This is a genomic window from Pseudomonas sp. URMO17WK12:I6, assembly GCF_003253625.1.
Lineage (GTDB): Bacteria > Pseudomonadota > Gammaproteobacteria > Pseudomonadales > Pseudomonadaceae > Aquipseudomonas.
Window position 1 is genome coordinate 230,473 of sequence record NZ_QKYZ01000007.1, and the last position, 16,548, is coordinate 247,020.

At 59.0% G+C, this 16,548-nt stretch carries 19 protein-coding genes; 14 read left to right on the forward strand and 5 right to left on the reverse strand.

What is annotated here, in order from left to right:
• Window positions 1–37: 37 nt before the first annotated feature.
• From F475_RS15275 to F475_RS15285, 3 genes are all read right to left on the reverse strand, one after another.
• Window positions 38–295 (reverse strand): hypothetical protein, encoded by a 258-nt coding sequence (locus tag F475_RS15275; RefSeq protein WP_018925879.1) that lies wholly within the window; start codon window positions 293–295, stop codon window positions 38–40.
• Between the two features lie 204 nt (window positions 296–499).
• The gene (locus F475_RS15280) at window positions 500–841 is read right to left on the reverse strand and encodes a zinc ribbon domain-containing protein YjdM (RefSeq protein ID WP_018925880.1); all 342 of its coding nucleotides are present in this window, start codon (window positions 839–841) and stop codon (window positions 500–502) included.
• Between the two features lie 157 nt (window positions 842–998).
• Complete coding sequence (locus F475_RS15285) at window positions 999–1,967, reverse strand: polyprenyl synthetase family protein (RefSeq protein ID WP_018925881.1); 969 nt, start codon at window positions 1,965–1,967, stop codon at window positions 999–1,001.
• Between the two features lie 240 nt (window positions 1,968–2,207).
• Here F475_RS15285 and rplU point away from each other — a divergent pair, with 240 nt between their 5' ends.
• The 5 genes from rplU (at window position 2,208) to F475_RS15310 (ending at window position 5,965) form a co-directional block, all read left to right on the forward strand.
• Complete coding sequence (gene rplU, locus F475_RS15290) at window positions 2,208–2,522, forward strand: 50S ribosomal protein L21 (protein WP_007901869.1); 315 nt, start codon at window positions 2,208–2,210, stop codon at window positions 2,520–2,522.
• 33 nt (window positions 2,523–2,555) lie between these two features.
• Window positions 2,556–2,813, forward strand: coding sequence for a 50S ribosomal protein L27 (gene rpmA, locus F475_RS15295; protein WP_003228360.1), 258 nt, complete (start codon window positions 2,556–2,558; stop codon window positions 2,811–2,813).
• A 195-nt stretch (window positions 2,814–3,008) separates the two neighbouring features.
• Window positions 3,009–4,232: an Obg family GTPase CgtA gene (gene cgtA / locus F475_RS15300; RefSeq protein ID WP_018925882.1), complete on the forward strand. Its 1,224-nt coding sequence runs from the start codon at window positions 3,009–3,011 to the stop codon at window positions 4,230–4,232.
• Between the two features lie 137 nt (window positions 4,233–4,369).
• Window positions 4,370–5,488 (forward strand): glutamate 5-kinase, encoded by a 1,119-nt coding sequence (proB, locus tag F475_RS15305; protein WP_007938428.1) that lies wholly within the window; start codon window positions 4,370–4,372, stop codon window positions 5,486–5,488.
• 12 nt (window positions 5,489–5,500) lie between these two features.
• Complete coding sequence (locus F475_RS15310; RefSeq protein ID WP_111454241.1) at window positions 5,501–5,965, forward strand: CreA family protein; 465 nt, start codon at window positions 5,501–5,503, stop codon at window positions 5,963–5,965.
• A gap of 123 nt (window positions 5,966–6,088) precedes the next feature.
• Here F475_RS15310 and rpsT read toward each other — a convergent pair whose 3' ends face one another.
• The gene (rpsT, locus tag F475_RS15315) at window positions 6,089–6,367 is read right to left on the reverse strand and encodes a 30S ribosomal protein S20 (RefSeq protein WP_007901883.1); all 279 of its coding nucleotides are present in this window, start codon (window positions 6,365–6,367) and stop codon (window positions 6,089–6,091) included.
• A gap of 387 nt (window positions 6,368–6,754) precedes the next feature.
• Between rpsT and murJ the strand changes: the two genes are divergently transcribed.
• From murJ to ispH, 6 genes are all read left to right on the forward strand, one after another.
• Window positions 6,755–8,293 carry a murein biosynthesis integral membrane protein MurJ gene (gene murJ, locus F475_RS15325; RefSeq protein ID WP_026286392.1) on the forward strand — a complete coding sequence of 513 codons (1,539 nt, stop codon included), beginning with the start codon at window positions 6,755–6,757 and terminating at the stop codon, window positions 8,291–8,293.
• Window positions 8,294–8,422: 129 nt separating this feature from the next.
• Window positions 8,423–9,373, forward strand: a complete 951-nt coding sequence (gene ribF, locus F475_RS15330; protein ID WP_018925885.1) for a bifunctional riboflavin kinase/FAD synthetase — start codon at window positions 8,423–8,425, stop codon at window positions 9,371–9,373.
• Window positions 9,374–12,205, forward strand: a complete 2,832-nt coding sequence (ileS, locus tag F475_RS15335; RefSeq protein WP_064620459.1) for an isoleucine--tRNA ligase — start codon at window positions 9,374–9,376, stop codon at window positions 12,203–12,205.
• The gene (gene lspA, locus F475_RS15340) at window positions 12,198–12,710 is read left to right on the forward strand and encodes a signal peptidase II (protein ID WP_019581266.1); all 513 of its coding nucleotides are present in this window, start codon (window positions 12,198–12,200) and stop codon (window positions 12,708–12,710) included. The genes ileS and lspA overlap by 8 nt, the downstream gene beginning before the upstream one ends.
• A gap of 7 nt (window positions 12,711–12,717) precedes the next feature.
• The gene (gene fkpB, locus F475_RS15345; RefSeq protein ID WP_177318289.1) at window positions 12,718–13,155 is read left to right on the forward strand and encodes an FKBP-type peptidyl-prolyl cis-trans isomerase; all 438 of its coding nucleotides are present in this window, start codon (window positions 12,718–12,720) and stop codon (window positions 13,153–13,155) included.
• A gap of 149 nt (window positions 13,156–13,304) precedes the next feature.
• Window positions 13,305–14,252 carry a 4-hydroxy-3-methylbut-2-enyl diphosphate reductase gene (gene ispH, locus F475_RS15350; protein ID WP_111454242.1) on the forward strand — a complete coding sequence of 316 codons (948 nt, stop codon included), beginning with the start codon at window positions 13,305–13,307 and terminating at the stop codon, window positions 14,250–14,252.
• Here ispH and F475_RS15355 read toward each other — a convergent pair.
• Window positions 14,221–14,778, reverse strand: a complete 558-nt coding sequence (locus tag F475_RS15355) for a GspH/FimT family protein (protein ID WP_111454243.1) — start codon at window positions 14,776–14,778, stop codon at window positions 14,221–14,223. The genes ispH and F475_RS15355 overlap by 32 nt on opposite strands.
• A 131-nt stretch (window positions 14,779–14,909) precedes the next feature.
• Between F475_RS15355 and F475_RS15360 the strand changes: the two genes are divergently transcribed.
• The 3 genes from F475_RS15360 to F475_RS15370 are packed head-to-tail and all read left to right on the forward strand — an operon-like array spanning window position 14,910 to window position 16,539.
• A complete protein-coding gene (locus F475_RS15360) occupies window positions 14,910–15,383 on the forward strand; it encodes a GspH/FimT family pseudopilin (protein ID WP_018925890.1) in 474 nt (157 codons plus the stop codon).
• Window positions 15,380–15,829, forward strand: coding sequence for a type IV pilus modification protein PilV (gene pilV / locus F475_RS15365; protein WP_026286393.1), 450 nt, complete (start codon window positions 15,380–15,382; stop codon window positions 15,827–15,829). The genes F475_RS15360 and pilV overlap by 4 nt, the downstream gene beginning before the upstream one ends.
• Window positions 15,826–16,539, forward strand: a complete 714-nt coding sequence (locus tag F475_RS15370; protein WP_018925892.1) for a PilW family protein — start codon at window positions 15,826–15,828, stop codon at window positions 16,537–16,539. Before pilV ends, F475_RS15370 begins: the two co-directional genes overlap by 4 nt.
• Window positions 16,540–16,548 lie beyond the last annotated feature (9 nt).

Genomic DNA, 16,548 nt, shown 5'->3' on the forward strand with positions numbered 1-16,548 from the left:
CCTGCAGGGCCAGCTCCGGCATTTTTACAAATGATCTTCATACCTCGAACTTGGTATTCAGGTCATGACTCGGGCGCAACGCCCGGGCATAGCAAAACAGAAACAGATTGCGCACCAGCTCCTTGAGTACCACCGGCTCACTGGAACTCAGGCCGTTGACGTCCAGATCACCCTGATCCTGCAGCTCGTTCAAGGCTTCTTCTTCAAGCACCGCACAGACTTCCCCGGTTTCCCGATGCAGGATTCTGAGGTAGGGATGTGGGCGGTCCAGCCAGGCATCGATCAAATAAGTCATGGGTCTCATCTCCATTGATTGGGTTCAATGAGAATAATTCCTATTCATTAAATAGCAAGGGCCTATTGGCGGTTTGCGTTTTTTATCGGGTAAGGATTGCGTAAGGTCAAAACGGCTGGCGTTTGGCTATTGCGAGGAGTGCTGGGTGAGGCGGGAAGGGCAAAGCACCATCCCACGCAGGGCGCGGGATGGAATACAGCGGGCTCAGACTTTTCTGACGAACTCGGATTTGAGTTTCATCGGGCCGATGCCGTCGATCTTGCAGTCGATGTCGTGGTCGCCATCGCACAGGCGGATGTTCTTGACCTTGGTGCCGACCTTGACCACCAGGGAAGTGCCTTTGACCTTGAGGTCCTTAATCACGGTGATGGTATCGCCGTCCTGCAGCACATTGCCGACCGAGTCCTTTTTCACGGTATCGTCGGACGCTACTTCGGCTTCGCCAGTGGCGGACCACTCATGGGCGCACTCCGGGCAGATCAGCTGTGCGCCGTCTTCGTAGGTGTATTCGGAATTGCATTTCGGGCAGGGTGGCAACGTGCTCACTAAAGCTCCTTGGATTCAGGATGGCTAAAAAGCGCACATTATATAGGGATTTATCGCAGGAGGGGGCGAACAGCAAAAGATCGCAGCCTTCGGCAGCTCCTTGGTGTACCCATGTGGAGCTGCCGAGGGCTGCGATCTTTTGAATTTGCTATGAATATCAGTGCGTGCGAGCGACCGCAAATTCACTCAATTCCACCAGCGCATCGCGGTATTCGCTGGCGGGCAGGGCGCCGAGGCACTTGATCGCACGGGCCACGTAGTCGCGGGCCAGTTGCGCGGTGTAATCCAGCGAGCCGGAAGCTTCGACCGCTTCGCGAATGCTTTCCAGGTCTTCGATGCCACCTTTCTGGATCGCCTGACGAACCAGTGCGGCCTGCTCCGGAGTGCCTTCGCGCATGGTGTAGATCAGCGGCAGCGTCGGCTTGCCCTCGGCCAGGTCGTCACCGACGTTCTTGCCCAAGGTCTCGGCATCGCCACGGTAGTCCAGCAGGTCGTCGACCAGTTGGAAGGCCACGCCCAGGTGATCGCCGAAGGTGCGTAGCGCTTCGCTCTGTTCCAGCGAGGCGCCGGCCAGGGCCGCGGCACTGTGGGTCGAAGCCTCGAAGAGCATCGCGGTTTTGCCGCGAATGACTTCCATGTAGGTTTCTTCGGTGGTGCTGGCGTCGCGGACCTTCGACAGCTGTAGCACCTCGCCTTCAGCGATGATGCGCGTGGCTTGCGAAAGGATCTTCATTACCGGCATGGAGCCCAGTTCGACCATCATTTCGAAAGAGCGCGAATACAGGAAGTCGCCCACCAGCACGCTCGGCGCGTTGCCCCACATGGCATTGGCGGTCGAACGGCCACGGCGCATGCCGGACATGTCGACGACGTCGTCGTGCAGCAGGGTGGCGGTGTGCAGAAACTCGATGGTCGCGGCCAGCAGGCGCAGGTCATCGCCTTCGCGGCCCAGTGCCTTGCCGCACAGCAGCACGAGCAAGGGACGCAGGCGTTTGCCGCCAGCCGAGGTAATGTAGTCGCCGATTTTCGATACCAGCGGCACTCGGGAAGTCAGCTGCTTCTTGATGATGCCGTCGACGGCGCTAAAATCGTCCGCCACCGCGCGGTAGAAAGCTTGGGGTTGCATCAGCGACAGTTGCTCCAGAAGGGTTGCGCGGCATGCTAGGACCCACGTCCGGGCCTGTCAAGGCGCGATGGACGGCCACTTGCAACGCCAGAGTAGCTTGCGTACAATCGCGCACCCTGAACTTCCTGGGCAGCACCTGCCTTACGCAATTGCAAACAGGCCTTCCAGCCTTATGCAGCCATGCCAGCCAATACCTCTTCTTATAAAGAGCTGGGTGAGCAGGATTATCGGAGAAATACCATGTCTTATGCAGTAATCGTTACTGGTGGCAAGCAGTACAAAGTTGCTCCAGGTGAATACCTGAAGATCGAAAAACTGGAAATCGCTACCGGCGAATCCGTAACTTTTGATCGCGTTCTGTTGGTTGCCAATGGCGACGACGTGAATATCGGCGCTCCAGTTGTTCCTGGCGCTACCGTTGTGGCTGAAGTGATCTCCCAAGGTCGTCACGATAAAGTCCGCATCATCAAGTTCCGTCGCCGTAAGCACCACATGAAGCGTATGGGCCACCGCCAGTGGTACACCGAGATCAAAATCACCGGTATTCAGGCTTAATCAGCCTAATTCCTCACTAGGAGAATTGAACTCATGGCACACAAAAAAGCTGGTGGTAGTACCCGTAACGGTCGCGACTCAGAAGCCAAACGCCTTGGCGTGAAGATGTATGGCGGCCAGGTCATCAAGGCCGGTAACATCATCGTGCGTCAGCGCGGCACCCAATTCCACGCTGGCTACGGCGTTGGTATGGGTAAAGATCACACCCTCTTCGCGAAAATCGAAGGCGTGATCAAGTTTGAAGTAAAAGGCGCCTTCGGTCGTCGTTACGTGAGCGTCGTCGCAGCTTAATTGCGCGATCGCTGGAAAAGCCCTGTCTTGCGACGGGGCTTTTTCGTTTGTGGGGTGAGTCTCTTGCAAAGCTGTTTGTGATGGGCTCCAGCGCTGTATTGGCGGTCGTTGATTGAGGTCGCTGCGCTCATTTTTGCAAGAGTCTTATGTCTTGGTTGTTTTTCGGCTCGTCCGTATGGCGAGAGGCGTTTTGTTATGAAGTTTGTTGATGAAGTATCGATTCGAGTAAAGGCCGGCGACGGTGGCAACGGTTGCATGAGTTTCCGTCGAGAAAAATTCATTGAAAACGGCGGCCCGAACGGCGGTGACGGTGGTGATGGCGGTTCCATCTACATGATGGCCGACGAAAACCTGAACACCCTGGTCGACTACCGTTACACCCGGCACTTCGATGCCGAGCGCGGTTCCAACGGTGGCAGTACCGACTGCACCGGCAAAAAAGGTGAGGATCTGATCCTGCGGGTGCCGGTAGGTACCACAGTGATCGACTCTGCCACCCAGGAAGTCATTGGCGACCTGACCAAGGCCGGCCAGAAGCTGATGGTGGTTCAGGGCGGCTGGCACGGTCTGGGTAACACTCGTTTCAAATCCAGTACCAACCGTGCGCCGCGCCAGACTACGCCGGGCAAGCCGGGTGAGCAGCGCGACCTGAAACTGGAAATGAAGGTGTTGGCGGACGTCGGTCTGCTCGGTTTGCCGAACGCCGGCAAAAGTACCTTCATTCGCTCGGTGTCGGCCGCCAAGCCGAAAGTCGCCGACTACCCGTTCACCACATTGGTGCCGAACCTGGGTGTGGTCAGTGTCGATCGCTGGAAGAGCTTTGTGGTCGCGGATATTCCGGGCCTGATCGAAGGTGCTTCCGACGGCGCGGGCCTGGGGATTCGCTTCCTCAAGCACTTGTCGCGTACGCGTCTGCTGCTGCACCTCGTCGACATGGCGCCGCTGGATGACACCAGTGCGCCTGATGCCGCTGAAGTGATCGTCAGCGAGCTGACCAAGTTCAGTCCGTCCCTGGCCGAGCGTGATCGCTGGCTGGTGCTGAACAAGTGTGACCAGATCCTTGAGGAAGAGCACGATGCTCGCGTCAAGGAGATCGTTGATCGTCTGGAGTGGACCGGTCCGGTCTATGTGATCTCGGCGATCGCCAAGCAAGGCACCGAGCGCCTGTGCCACGACATCATGCGTTACCTGGAAGATCGCGCCGATCGCCTGGCTAACGACCCGGCCTACAAGGAAGAGCTGGCTGAACTCGATCAGCGCATCGAAGATGAAGCGCGCGCCCAGTTGCAGGCGCTGGACGATCAGCGTGCTCTGCGCCGCAGCGGCGTGAAGTCGGTCCATGACATCGGTGACGACGATTGGGACGAAGAAGATGTGGATGACGAAGACGGTCCGGAAATCATTTACGTGCGTGACTGATTCGTTGCGATAAACTTAAGCGCCGCTCACTGGAGCGGCGTTTTAGTATCTGGAAATCGACTGTTGGTCACGAAGAACCACGAATAACGTCACGGGCAGTGCCAGGTCGCGCTGCCCTCAAGCTAAGGTTGAAGATGATGCGGAGCAAGGTGACAGGTGCGCAGCGTTGGGTCGTGAAGATCGGCAGCGCTTTGCTGACGGCGGACGGCAAAGGCCTGGATCGCGCAGCAATGGGTGTCTGGGTCGAGCAGATGGTTGCCCTGCATGAGGCGGGCGTTGAACTGGTGCTGGTGTCCTCCGGGGCAGTGGCGGCGGGCATGAGCCGTCTGGGCTGGACCTCACGACCCAGTGCGATGCACGAGTTGCAGGCGGCTGCCGCCATCGGTCAGATGGGGTTGGTGCAGGCCTGGGAGTCGAGCTTCGCCGAACATGGTCGGCATACCGCACAGATTCTCCTGACTCACGACGATTTGTCCGACCGCAAGCGCTACCTGAATGCTCGTAGCACCCTGCGTGCGCTGGTCGAGTTGAAGGTGATCCCGGTGATCAACGAAAACGACACCGTGGTCACTGACGAAATCCGTTTCGGCGACAACGATACGTTGGCGGCGCTGGTGGCGAATCTGGTCGAAGCCGATTTGCTGGTGATCCTCACCGATCGCGATGGCATGTTCGATGCTGATCCACGCAACAATCCCGACGCCAAGCTGATTTATGAGGCGCGGGCCGACGATCCGGCGCTCGATGCGGTAGCCGGTGGTACTGGTGGTGCGCTGGGGCGTGGCGGCATGCAGACCAAGCTGCGCGCTGCGCGTCTGGCGGCGCGCTCTGGTGCGCACACCATCATCGTTGGTGGGCGTATTGAGCGAGTGCTGGATCGCCTCAAGGCTGGCGAGCGCATCGGCACTTTGCTGTCGCCTGAGCGCGGCATGCTGGCGGCCCGCAAACAGTGGTTGGCCGGGCATCTGCAGACTCGCGGCACGCTGGTGCTGGACGCGGGTGCGGTGACCGCGCTGTCTCAGGGCAACAAAAGTTTGCTGCCGGTAGGTGTAAAGCTGGTCCAGGGCAGCTTCCGTCGCGGCGAAATGGTGGTCTGTGTGGCGCCGGACGGTCGTGAAATCGCCCGTGGCCTGGCTAACTACAGTGCTCTGGAAGCACAAAAAATCATCGGTCAGTCGTCTGAGGCGATTATCGGTCTGTTGGGTTACATGGCGGAGCCGGAGCTGGTTCACCGGGATAACCTGATTCTGGTCTGAAGGAATACCTGAATGTGTGTGGCAAAAGGATTATTGGGCTTGTTGTTGGCGATGCCATTGCTGGCCTCGGCCGAGGAAATTGGCCAGGTGTCGACGGTGTTCAAATTCGTCGGCCCGAACGACCGTATTGTTGTCGAGGCGTTTGATGATCCGAAAGTGGAGGGCGTGACCTGTTACCTGTCGCGTGCCAAGACGGGTGGCGTGAAAGGTGGTCTGGGATTGGCCGAGGATCGCGCCGAGGCGTCTATTGCATGTCGCCAGGTCGGGCCGATCAGCTTCAAGGGTGAGCTCAAGGATGGCGAGGAGGTATTCAAGGAGCGCACCTCGCTGGTATTCAAGACTATGCAGGTAGTGCGATTCCTCGACAAGAAGCGCAATACCCTGGTGTATCTGGTCTACAGCGATCGCTTGATCGAGGGCAGTCCGCAGAATGCAGTGACGGCAATTCCGATTCTGCCGTGGACGCACGCTCAGTAAGATAACGAAGGTCCAGGTGTGGGGGTGAGTCTGCTTGCTCCCACATTTTTTTTGCATTGTATTTAATAAATCGCAGGCAATAAAAAACCGACCCTGAGGTCGGTTTTTTAACGAGCGCGTCGCTTAGGCAGCAGCGGCAACGTTCAGGGCCTTGACGTGGCCATTCAGGCGGCTCTTATGGCGAGCAGCTTTGTTCTTGTGGATGATGCCTTTATCGGCCATACGGTCGATAACTGGCACGGCCAGAACGTAAGCAGCTTGAGCTTTAGCAGCGTCTTTTGCGTCGATGGCTTTAACTACATTCTTGATGTAGGTACGAACCATGGAACGCAGGCTGGCGTTGTGGCTGCGACGCTTCTCAGCCTGTTTTGCACGTTTTTTGGCGGAAGGTGTGTTGGCCACCGTCGAGCTCCTCGAAAGACTTTTTAGGAAATAGCAAACAAAATAGGCCGCGAATCATGCCGATGAGTTGATGTCTTGTCAAGGGCGGAAGAGACGTTCCGCTAAGTGGCCGGTTCCGGCCCCATGAAAACTACTGCGCTCGGCAATACAGCGTTGAAAGCAGACTCGAAATGCTCATTGACTAAAGTCAACTCCGCTTTCTCGCCTGCTTTCGCCTTGTCTTGCCTTCGCTCGCTACGTTTTCAAGGGGACGGTGCGCTGGATATTTCTTTCCGGCGCGCGACCTGTAAACTCGCGAGCTTTGGCTCTGTGCTGTTGCGGCGCGGAGTATCGCATAAGTGGGCGCGTTGTTCGCCTGCTGTTTATCGACAGGCACAAACTCTTTCAATGAATCTGCTCAAATCGTTGGCCGCTGTCAGCTCTATCACGATGCTTTCCCGGGTGTTGGGGTTTGTTCGTGACACTCTAATCGCCCGTGCATTTGGTGCCGGAATGGCGACTGACGCCTTCTTTATCGCCTTCAAGCTGCCCAATCTGCTGCGGCGGATCTTCGCCGAAGGGGCATTTTCCCAGGCGTTTGTGCCGATTCTTGCCGAATACAAAAGCCAAAAGGGCGAGGAGGCGGCGCGAACCTTCATTGCCTACGTCTCAGGCCTGCTGACACTGGTACTGGCGCTGGTCACTGCGTTGGGCATGCTCGCCGCCCCCTGGGTTATCTGGGCCACGGCACCGGGTTTCGTCGATTCTCCTGAAAAATTCCGGCTGACAACCGATCTGCTGCGGGTCACTTTCCCTTATATATTGCTGATCTCCCTGTCGTCGCTGGCCGGGGCGATCCTCAACACCTGGAACCGCTTCTCGGTGCCAGCTTTCGTGCCGACCCTGCTCAATGTCAGCATGATCATCTTTGCAGTATTCCTGACGCCGTATTTCGATCCGCCGGTGATGGCGCTGGGCTGGGCCGTTCTGGTGGGTGGGCTGGCGCAGCTGCTCTATCAACTGCCGCACCTGAAAAAGATCGGCATGCTGGTACTGCCGCGTTTGAATCTGCGCGATAGCGGTGTCTGGCGGGTCATGAAACAGATGCTGCCCGCGATCATCGGCGTTTCGGTGAGTCAGATTTCGCTGATCATCAATACTATATTTGCCTCGTTTCTGGTGGCCGGCTCCGTGTCCTGGATGTATTACGCCGACCGCCTGATGGAATTGCCATCCGGCGTGCTGGGTGTGGCGCTGGGCACGATTTTGTTGCCGACGCTGGCCAAGACCTATGCCAGCCAGGATCGCCACGAATACTCGCGAATCCTCGATTGGGGGCTGCGCCTGTGCTTCATGCTGGTGTTGCCGTGCGCCCTGGCGTTGGGGATTCTGTCTGAACCGCTGACGGTTTCGCTGTTCCAGTATGGCCATTTCAGTGCTTTCGATGCGGCCATGACTCAACGCGCGTTGATCGCTTATTCCGTCGGCTTGCTGGGGATTATCGTGATCAAAGTGCTGGCGCCGGGCTTCTATGCGCAACAAAACATCCGCACTCCGGTGAAAATCGCGATTTTCACCCTGATCGTCACTCAGCTGTTCAACCTGGTGCTGATCGGTCCGCTGGCGCACGCTGGCCTGGCCCTGGCCATCAGCGCGGGTGCCTGCATCAACGCCGGTTTGCTGTTTTATCAATTGCGCAAGCAGCAGATGTATCAGCCGCAACCGGGTTGGGCGAAGTTCGGGCTCAAATTGCTGGTGGCGGTAGCGGTGATGTCTGCAGTATTGCTGGGTGCGATGCACTTTATGCCGGCCTGGGGGCAGGGGCCTATGCTTGAGCGGCTGCTGCGTCTGGGTGCATTGGTGATCGCAGGCGTCGTGGCGTATTTCGGCATGTTGCTGTTGATGGGCTTCCGTTTGCGTGACTTCAATCGCAAGGCCTTGAGCTGAAGACGTTATCTCGATAATCATGGGCGAACCGGCAGTTTTGTCGGCTCGATTACTTTGGGTTACGGTGTTGCCTGTCGTCGGCCGCCGGGTGTGGTTATAATCGACCACTTTATGAGCAAGAAGCGCGTTATGCAGCTGGTTCGAGGTCTCCACAACCTGCGCCCCCAGCATCGGGGCTGTGTCGCCACTATTGGCAACTTTGACGGTGTTCACCGTGGCCACCAGGCTATCCTGGTCCGGCTGCGAGAGCGTGCGCTCGAGTTGGGCGTGCCCAGCTGCGTGGTGATTTTCGAGCCGCAGCCGCGGGAGTTCTTCGCTCCGGACACCGCCCCGGCCCGTCTGGCCCGCCTGCGGGACAAACTGCAGCTGCTGGCCGAAGAGGGTGTCGACCGGGTGTTGTGCCTGGCTTTCAACCATCGCCTGAGCAAACTCAGCGCCAGAGAGTTCGTCGATACCATTCTGGTGGACGGCCTCGGCGTGCAGCATCTGGAAGTCGGTGACGATTTCCGATTTGGCTGCGACCGGCTGGGGGATTTCGACTACTTGCAACAGGCCGGCGTCCTTCAGGGCTTTACCGTCGAAGCGGCGCAGACCGTCGAGCTGGACGGCATTCGTGTCAGCAGCACTCAGGTCCGCAATGCCCTGGCCGCTGCCGATTTCGCCTTGGCCGAGCAACTGCTCGGTCGCCCGTACCGGATTGCCGGTCGGGTCCTGCATGGCCAGAAGCTGGCGCGCCAGTTGGGTACGCCCACGGCCAACGTACAACTCAAGCGTCGTCGTGTGCCGTTGAGCGGGGTTTACCTGGTCAGCGTCGACATCGATGGCAAGACCTGGCCAGGCGTCGCCAATATTGGTGTGCGGCCAACGGTCGAAGGGGATGGCAAAGCTCACCTCGAAGTGCACCTTTTAGATTTTGCCGGCGATCTGTATGACCGGCGTTTGACGGTGGTTTTCCACCACAAGCTGCGTGAAGAGCAGCGTTTCGCCTCTCTGGAGGCGCTTAAGACGGCGATCAATGCGGATATCGCCGCCGCCCGTGCCCTGTCGCACCTAGCGCCAATCGCTAATGAAGAGCCTTAAATGACCGACTATAAAGCCACGCTAAACCTTCCGGACACCGCCTTCCCAATGAAGGCCGGCCTGCCTCAGCGCGAACCGCAGATTCTGCAGCGCTGGGACAGCATTGGCCTGTACGGTAAGTTGCGCGAGATTGGCAAGGATCGTCCGAAGTTCGTACTGCACGACGGTCCTCCGTACGCCAACGGCACGATTCATATCGGTCATGCGCTGAACAAGATTCTCAAGGACATGATCATCCGCTCGAAAACCCTGTCGGGTTTCGACGCACCTTATGTTCCGGGCTGGGACTGCCACGGCCTGCCGATCGAGCACAAAGTCGAAGTGACCCATGGCAAGAACCTGGGCGCCGACAAGACCCGCGAACTGTGCCGTGCCTACGCCACCGAGCAGATCGAAGGCCAGAAGTCCGAATTCATCCGTTTGGGCGTGTTGGGCGACTTCGCCAACCCGTACAAGACCATGGACTTCAAAAACGAGGCCGGTGAAATCCGCGCCCTGGCGGAAATCGTCAAGGGTGGCTTCGTGTTCAAGGGCCTGAAGCCTGTGAACTGGTGCTTTGACTGCGGTTCGGCCCTGGCTGAAGCGGAAGTCGAGTACGAGAACAAAAAGTCCGCGACCATCGACGTGGCCTTCCCGATCGCCGACGAAGCCAAGCTGGCTGCCGCGTTCGGTCTGCCGTCGTTGGGCAAACCTGCTTCGATCGTGATCTGGACCACCACTCCGTGGACTATCCCGGCCAACCAGGCGCTGAACGTTCACCCGGAGTTCAACTACGCCCTGGTCGACGTCGGCGACAAGCTGCTGGTACTGGCTGAAGAATTGGTCGAGTCCTGCCTGGCCCGCTACAGCCTGGAAGGTTCGGTGATCGCCACCACCACCGGTAAAGCGCTGGAACTGATCAACTTCCGTCACCCGTTCTACGATCGCCTGTCGCCGGTTTACCTGGCCGACTACGTTGAGCTGGGCGCGGGCACCGGCGTGGTTCACTCCTCGCCAGCCTACGGCGTAGACGACTTCGTGACCTGCAAGAAGTACGGCATGGTCAACGATGACATCATCAATCCGGTGCAAAGCAATGGCGTGTATGTGCCATCGCTGGAGTTCTTCGGCGGCCAGTTCATCTGGAAGGCCAATCCGGCCATCGTCGATAAACTGACCGAAGTCGGCGCGCTGCTGCACACCACCACCATCGAACACAGCTACATGCATTGCTGGCGTCACAAGACCCCGCTGATCTACCGCGCCACCGCGCAGTGGTTCATCGGCATGGACAAAGAGCCAGCAGCGGGCGACACCCTGCGCAAACGCGCGATCAAAGCCATCGAAGACACCAAATTCGTCCCGGCCTGGGGCCAGGCGCGCCTGCACTCGATGATCGCCAACCGTCCGGACTGGTGCATCTCCCGTCAGCGCAACTGGGGCGTGCCGATCCCGTTCTTCCTGAACAAGGAAAGCGGCGAACTGCACCCACGCACCGTCGAACTGATGGAAATCGTCGCCCAGCGCGTCGAAGTCGAAGGCATCGAAGCCTGGTTCAAGATGGACGCCGCCGAGTTGCTCGGTGACGAAGCGCCGCTGTACGACAAGATCAGCGACACCCTGGACGTCTGGTTCGACTCGGGCACCACGCACTGGCACGTCCTGCGCGGTTCGCACCCGATGGGCCACGAGACCGGCCCTCGCGCCGACCTGTACCTGGAAGGCTCGGACCAGCACCGCGGCTGGTTCCACTCGTCGTTGCTGACCGGTTGCGCCATCGACGACCACGCACCGTACCGCGAACTGCTGACCCACGGTTTCACCGTCGACGAATCCGGTCGCAAAATGTCCAAGTCCCTGGGCAACGTGATCGCGCCGCAGAAGGTCAACGACACCCTGGGCGCCGACATCATGCGTCTGTGGGTAGCGTCTACCGACTATTCGGGTGAGATGGCGGTTTCCGAGCAGATCCTGCAACGCAGTGCGGACGCTTATCGGCGCATCCGTAACACCGCGCGTTTCCTGCTTTCCAACCTGACCGGTTTCAACCCGGCCACCGACCTCCTGCCGGCCGAAGAAATGCTCGCCCTGGACCGTTGGGCCGTGGATCGCACGCTGTTGCTGCAACGCGAGCTGCAGGAGCACTACGGCGAATACCGTTTCTGGAACGTTTACTCCAAGATCCACAACTTCTGCGTGCAGGAGTTGGGCGGTTTCTACTTGGACATCATCAAGGACCGTCAGTACACCACTGGTGCCGACAGCAAGGCCCGTCGTTCGTGCCAGACTGCGCTGTTCCACATCTCCGAAGCGCTGGTGCGCTGGATCGCGCCGATCCTGGCGTTCACCGCCGACGAGCTGTGGCAATACCTGCCGGGCGAGCGTAACGAGTCTGTGATGCTCAACACCTGGTACGAAGGCCTGAGCGAACTGCCGGAAGGCTTCGAGCTGGATCGCGCTTACTGGGACCGGATCATGGCGGTCAAGGTTGCAGTCAACAAGGAAATGGAAATCCAGCGTGCAGCCAAGGCCGTCGGTGGCAACCTGCAAGCCGAAGTGACGCTGTTCGCCGAAGACGCGCTGAGCGCCGACCTGGCCAAGCTGAGCAACGAACTGCGTTTCGTGCTGATCACTTCGACCGCCAGTGTTGCGCCATTGGTGCAGGCACCGGCCGATGCCGTGGTCACCGAAGTCAGCGGCCTGAAGCTCAAGATCGTCAAGTCGGCTCACGTCAAGTGCGCCCGCTGCTGGCACTGCCGTGAAGACGTCGGTGTGAACCCGGAACATCCGGAAATCTGCGGTCGTTGTGTCGACAACATCAGCGGCGCGGGCGAGGTTCGTCACTATGCCTAATGCGGCTGGCCGTTTCGGACGGCTGAGCTGGCTCTGGTTGAGTTTGCTGGTTCTGGTCATTGACCAGGCCAGCAAGTTCTACTTCGAAGGCAAGCTCGAGATGTACCAGCAAATCGTGGTGATCCCCGATTTGTTCAGCTGGACCCTGGCCTACAACACCGGTGCGGCGTTCAGCTTCCTGGCTGACAGCTCCGGCTGGCAGCGCTGGTTGTTTGCCTTGATCGCGGTGGTGGTCAGTGCGGTGCTGGTGATCTGGCTCAAGCGCCTGGGGCGCAACGACACCTGGCTGGCGATTGCGCTTGCCCTGGTGTTGGGTGGCGCGCTGGGCAATCTGTACGACCGCATTGCCTTGGGCCATGTGATCGATTTCATTCTGGTGCACTGGCAGAACCGCTGGTATTTCCCGGCGTTCAACTTTGCTGACAGCGCCATTTCTGTCGGTGCCGTAATGCTCGCGCTGGATATGTTCAAAAGTAAGAAGACCGGAGAAACCGTTCATGACTGAACAGGTATTGGCTGAACAACGTATCGGCCAGAACACGGAAGTCACCTTGCACTTTGCATTGCGCCTGGAGAACGGCGACACCGTCGACAGCACTTTCGACAAAGCCCCGGCGACCTTCAAGGTCGGCGACGGCAACCTGTTGCCAGGCTTCGAGGCCGCGCTGTTCGGCTTCAAGGCCGGCGACAAGCGCAGCCTGTCCATCGAGCCGGAAAACGCCTTTGGCCAGCCTAACCCGCAAAACGTGCAGATCATCCCGCGCTCGCAGTTCCAGGACATGGAACTGTCGCCAGGATTGCTGGTGATCTTCAATGATGCGGCCAATACCGAGCTGCCAGGCGTGGTGAAGGAATTCGATGACGCGCAAGTGACCATCGACTTCAACCACCCGCTCGCCGGTAAGACCTTGACCTTTGACGTCGAGATCATCAACGTCAAAGCGTTGTAACTGACCGAATACGGTCACCTGTAGGAGCAGAGCTTGCTCGCGAAGGCGTCATCACATTCAGCATCAATGTTGACTGACACACCGCTTTCGCGAGCAAGCTCTGCTCCTACAATGATCTAACTTCTTGCGCGCAAGACACGAGGCACAGCATGCAAATCAAACTCGCCAACCCCCGTGGCTTCTGCGCCGGCGTGGACCGGGCGATCGAAATCGTCAACCGCGCCCTGGAAGTCTTCGGGCCGCCGATCTATGTGCGCCACGAAGTGGTCCACAACAAATTCGTCGTCGAAGACCTGCGTGCCCGTGGGGCGATCTTCGTCGAGGAACTGGATCAGGTGCCGGATGACGTGATCGTGATCTTCAGCGCCCACGGCGTTTCCCAGGCCGTGCGTACCGAAGCCACAGGTCGTGGCCTGAAGGTGTTCGACGCGACCTGCCCGCTGGTGACCAAGGTGCACATCGAAGTCGCGCGTTACAGCCGCGACGGCCGTGAATGCATCCTTATCGGTCATGCCGGTCATCCGGAAGTCGAAGGCACCATGGGACAATACGATAGCAGCAATGGTGGCGCGATCTATCTGGTCGAAGACGAGAAAGATGTCGCCGAATTGCAGGTGAACAACCCTGAAAAGCTGGCTTTCGTTACCCAGACCACCCTGTCCATGGACGACACCAGTCGCGTGATCGACGCCCTGCGTGCGCGTTTTCCGGCGATCGGCGGTCCGCGCAAGGACGATATCTGTTACGCCACGCAAAACCGTCAGGACGCCGTCAAGCAACTGGCGGACGAATGCGACGTGGTGCTGGTGGTTGGCAGCCCGAACAGCTCCAACTCCAATCGTCTGCGTGAACTGGCCGAACGCATGGCCACCCCGGCCTATCTGATCGACGGTGCCGAAGACTTGCAAAAGAGCTGGTTCGACGGTGTCGAGCGTATTGGCATCACGGCCGGTGCCTCCGCTCCGGAAGTGCTGGTACGTGGCGTGATCCAGCAATTGCAGGCCTGGGGTGCCACGGGGGCCGATGAACTGGCCGGTCGCGAGGAGAACATCACCTTCTCCATGCCTAAAGAGCTGCGCGTGCGTTCGCTGCTGTAATATTTTTCGCCTTTCGACACAGCGCCTGCTCAGCCTTACGGTTGGCCAGGCGCACTCGACCGCTCGCCGCCAGCACCACCTGGAGCTGGCTGACCGGCTCGCGAGCCGAGCAAATATGTAGCGTCCCTGCCTGAAATGCCCGCCCGGGCATCAGCGGTTGGCCCAGACTGCTGAACCGCACGAAACGCCTGACCCACCAATTGCCGACAATCGGCGTCCGCGCATCACCTGCGCGCTCGACCAGTAGCGGATTGCTGCTGTCCTCTGGCCCTTTGCCGCTGATGTCCAGAATGATCCGCCAGCCCTGGCTCCAATCGCCGTTGATGCCATGAATGACCACGTTCTGGTTGCGGGTTATGGCCAGGGTTCTGGCCTGGCGGATCCCACTGATCAGCGACTCGGCCGCCTGCTCCCGATGATTCGATTCCGTCAGTGCAGCGAACGCCGGACTGACCAAGTGCAGAACAATCCCGACAATCGTCAGTCCCATGAGCAGTCCGATCAGGCTGAAACCTTGCTGATGCATGTCATCTCCCTCCATGGAGTGCTGCGGCCCGCGCGATCCTTGCGCGAGTAATGGCAAAACAACCGTACATCTGTCGGTCGAATGTTCTAGCGTGTAGAAGCAGGTATAGCCGACGGCAACGGAGGGCACTGATGGATCATCGTACAAAAGGTTTCACGCTGATCGAGCTGCTGGTCACGCTCGCGGTGTTTCTGATCCTGATTACACTGGCCGTTCCGGCGTTCACCCGCTCGGTGCAAAGCAACAAGGCCGACACCGAGGTCGGCGACTTGCAACGGGCACTCAATTACGCGCGGCTTGAGGCGATTGATCGGGGCTTCACCACTCGGGTTCGCCCGACGGCCGGCGGCAGTGTCTGGACCGGCGAGCTGAGCGTTTATGACGGTACTGGCAATCCGGCCAATGTATTGCGGGTTGTTCCAGCGATGAGCAGCGGAGCAACTCTGACGCTAACCTCAGGAGTGACCGCGATTGATTTCAACAATCTCGGCGGCTTGGCAGCGCCGTCCACGGCGGTGGTGATCAGTTATGTGCTCGGGGCGCAAAGCAGGACGCTGAATGTGTGTTTGAACGGACGAATTCTATTGGGTGGAAGTTGCGGATGAGGGGTTGGAGCAAGCGTGCACAGGAGGGCATGACGCTGATCGAGGTATTGGTCGCGTTGTTGGTGCTGGCTGTGGGTCTGTTGGGCGCGGCGGCGATTCAGCTCAATGCGCTGAAGTACACCGACAGCTCACGGATGACCAGCCAGGCGAGTTTTATCGCCTACGACATGATGGACCGCATTCGCGCCAATTCCGGCGCCGATTACACCGTCACGCCGCCGACCTCGGGCAACTTGAGCGTGGCCCGGGATCAGGACCTCTACGACTTCACCACCAATATCGTCAATTTCGGCGGCGCCACGGCCACCGGCAGCATCGTCCGCAACCAGCGGGTATACACCATCACCATTACCTGGGACGACTCCCGGGCCGCCAATATCGCCGATTCGCGCCGCAGTTTTGTCCTCACCAGCCGTGCCACCGTTGATCCGGTGACGACACCATGAACAGAACCAGCAGAGGTTTCGGCCTGATCGAATTGCTGATCGCCCTGGCGTTGAGCCTGATCGTGGTCCTGGGCGTGGCGCAGATTTTCATCGCCGCCAAAAACACCTACGTCAGCCAGAACACCGCTGCCGGCATGCAGGAAGATGCGCGGTTCGTCCTGAGCAAGATGATTCAGGAAATTCGCATGGTCGGCATGTTTGGTTGCCTGGGTACGATTACCGACGCCAGCTCGGCGGGGGATTTCAATGCCAGCCTGCTCACACCGATCAGTTGGGACAATGCCAACCTCAAATTGACTCTGGTCACCGCAGATGTCGGCGGCAGTGGTGGAGTGCCGACCTGGACGGTGGTTTCCGACTGCCGAAATACTGCGACGGCCTACACCGGTTTACGCACGCCGGCATCGGGGCAGTTGGCGTTTCCAATCCGGCGGCTGGTCTACAGCTTCAGCAACAACCAACTGCTGATGGGCTCCGGCACTGGCACGCCGACTCAGGCGGTGCTGGTAAACAACGTCAGTGCCTTTGGCGTGAGCTTCGGCATCGCCAGTTCAGCCACGGATACAGCCGCCTCCAGTTACAGCAGTAATCCGTCCGATCCGGCGCGAATCCGCAGTGTGCGGCTGACGCTGACCCTCACCGACCCGAACAACCGGGTCCGCAATCAAACCTTCAACGTAGTTGCCGCCTTGCGCAACCGGTTGCAATGAGGGGAGGGC

Excerpts from the sequence above, each read along its gene's own strand:
- ribF (WP_018925885.1), top strand. The coding sequence starts at position 8,423 with ATGCAGCTGGTTCGAGGTCTCCACAACCTGCGCCCCCAGCATCGGGGC.
- F475_RS15360 (WP_018925890.1), top strand. The coding sequence starts at position 14,910 with ATGGATCATCGTACAAAAGGTTTCACGCTGATCGAGCTGCTGGTCACG.
- pilV (WP_026286393.1), top strand. The coding sequence starts at position 15,380 with ATGAGGGGTTGGAGCAAGCGTGCACAGGAGGGCATGACGCTGATCGAG.
- F475_RS15355 (WP_111454243.1), bottom strand. The coding sequence starts at position 14,778 with ATGCATCAGCAAGGTTTCAGCCTGATCGGACTGCTCATGGGACTGACG.
- proB (WP_007938428.1), top strand. The coding sequence starts at position 4,370 with ATGCGGAGCAAGGTGACAGGTGCGCAGCGTTGGGTCGTGAAGATCGGC.
- ispH (WP_111454242.1), top strand. The coding sequence starts at position 13,305 with ATGCAAATCAAACTCGCCAACCCCCGTGGCTTCTGCGCCGGCGTGGAC.
- F475_RS15370 (WP_018925892.1), top strand. The coding sequence starts at position 15,826 with ATGAACAGAACCAGCAGAGGTTTCGGCCTGATCGAATTGCTGATCGCC.
- ileS (WP_064620459.1), top strand. The coding sequence starts at position 9,374 with ATGACCGACTATAAAGCCACGCTAAACCTTCCGGACACCGCCTTCCCA.
- lspA (WP_019581266.1), top strand. The coding sequence starts at position 12,198 with ATGCCTAATGCGGCTGGCCGTTTCGGACGGCTGAGCTGGCTCTGGTTG.
- rpmA (WP_003228360.1), top strand. The coding sequence starts at position 2,556 with ATGGCACACAAAAAAGCTGGTGGTAGTACCCGTAACGGTCGCGACTCA.
- F475_RS15275 (WP_018925879.1), bottom strand. The coding sequence starts at position 295 with ATGACTTATTTGATCGATGCCTGGCTGGACCGCCCACATCCCTACCTC.
- cgtA (WP_018925882.1), top strand. The coding sequence starts at position 3,009 with ATGAAGTTTGTTGATGAAGTATCGATTCGAGTAAAGGCCGGCGACGGT.
- murJ (WP_026286392.1), top strand. The coding sequence starts at position 6,755 with ATGAATCTGCTCAAATCGTTGGCCGCTGTCAGCTCTATCACGATGCTT.
- F475_RS15285 (WP_018925881.1), bottom strand. The coding sequence starts at position 1,967 with ATGCAACCCCAAGCTTTCTACCGCGCGGTGGCGGACGATTTTAGCGCC.
- F475_RS15310 (WP_111454241.1), top strand. The coding sequence starts at position 5,501 with ATGTGTGTGGCAAAAGGATTATTGGGCTTGTTGTTGGCGATGCCATTG.
- rplU (WP_007901869.1), top strand. The coding sequence starts at position 2,208 with ATGTCTTATGCAGTAATCGTTACTGGTGGCAAGCAGTACAAAGTTGCT.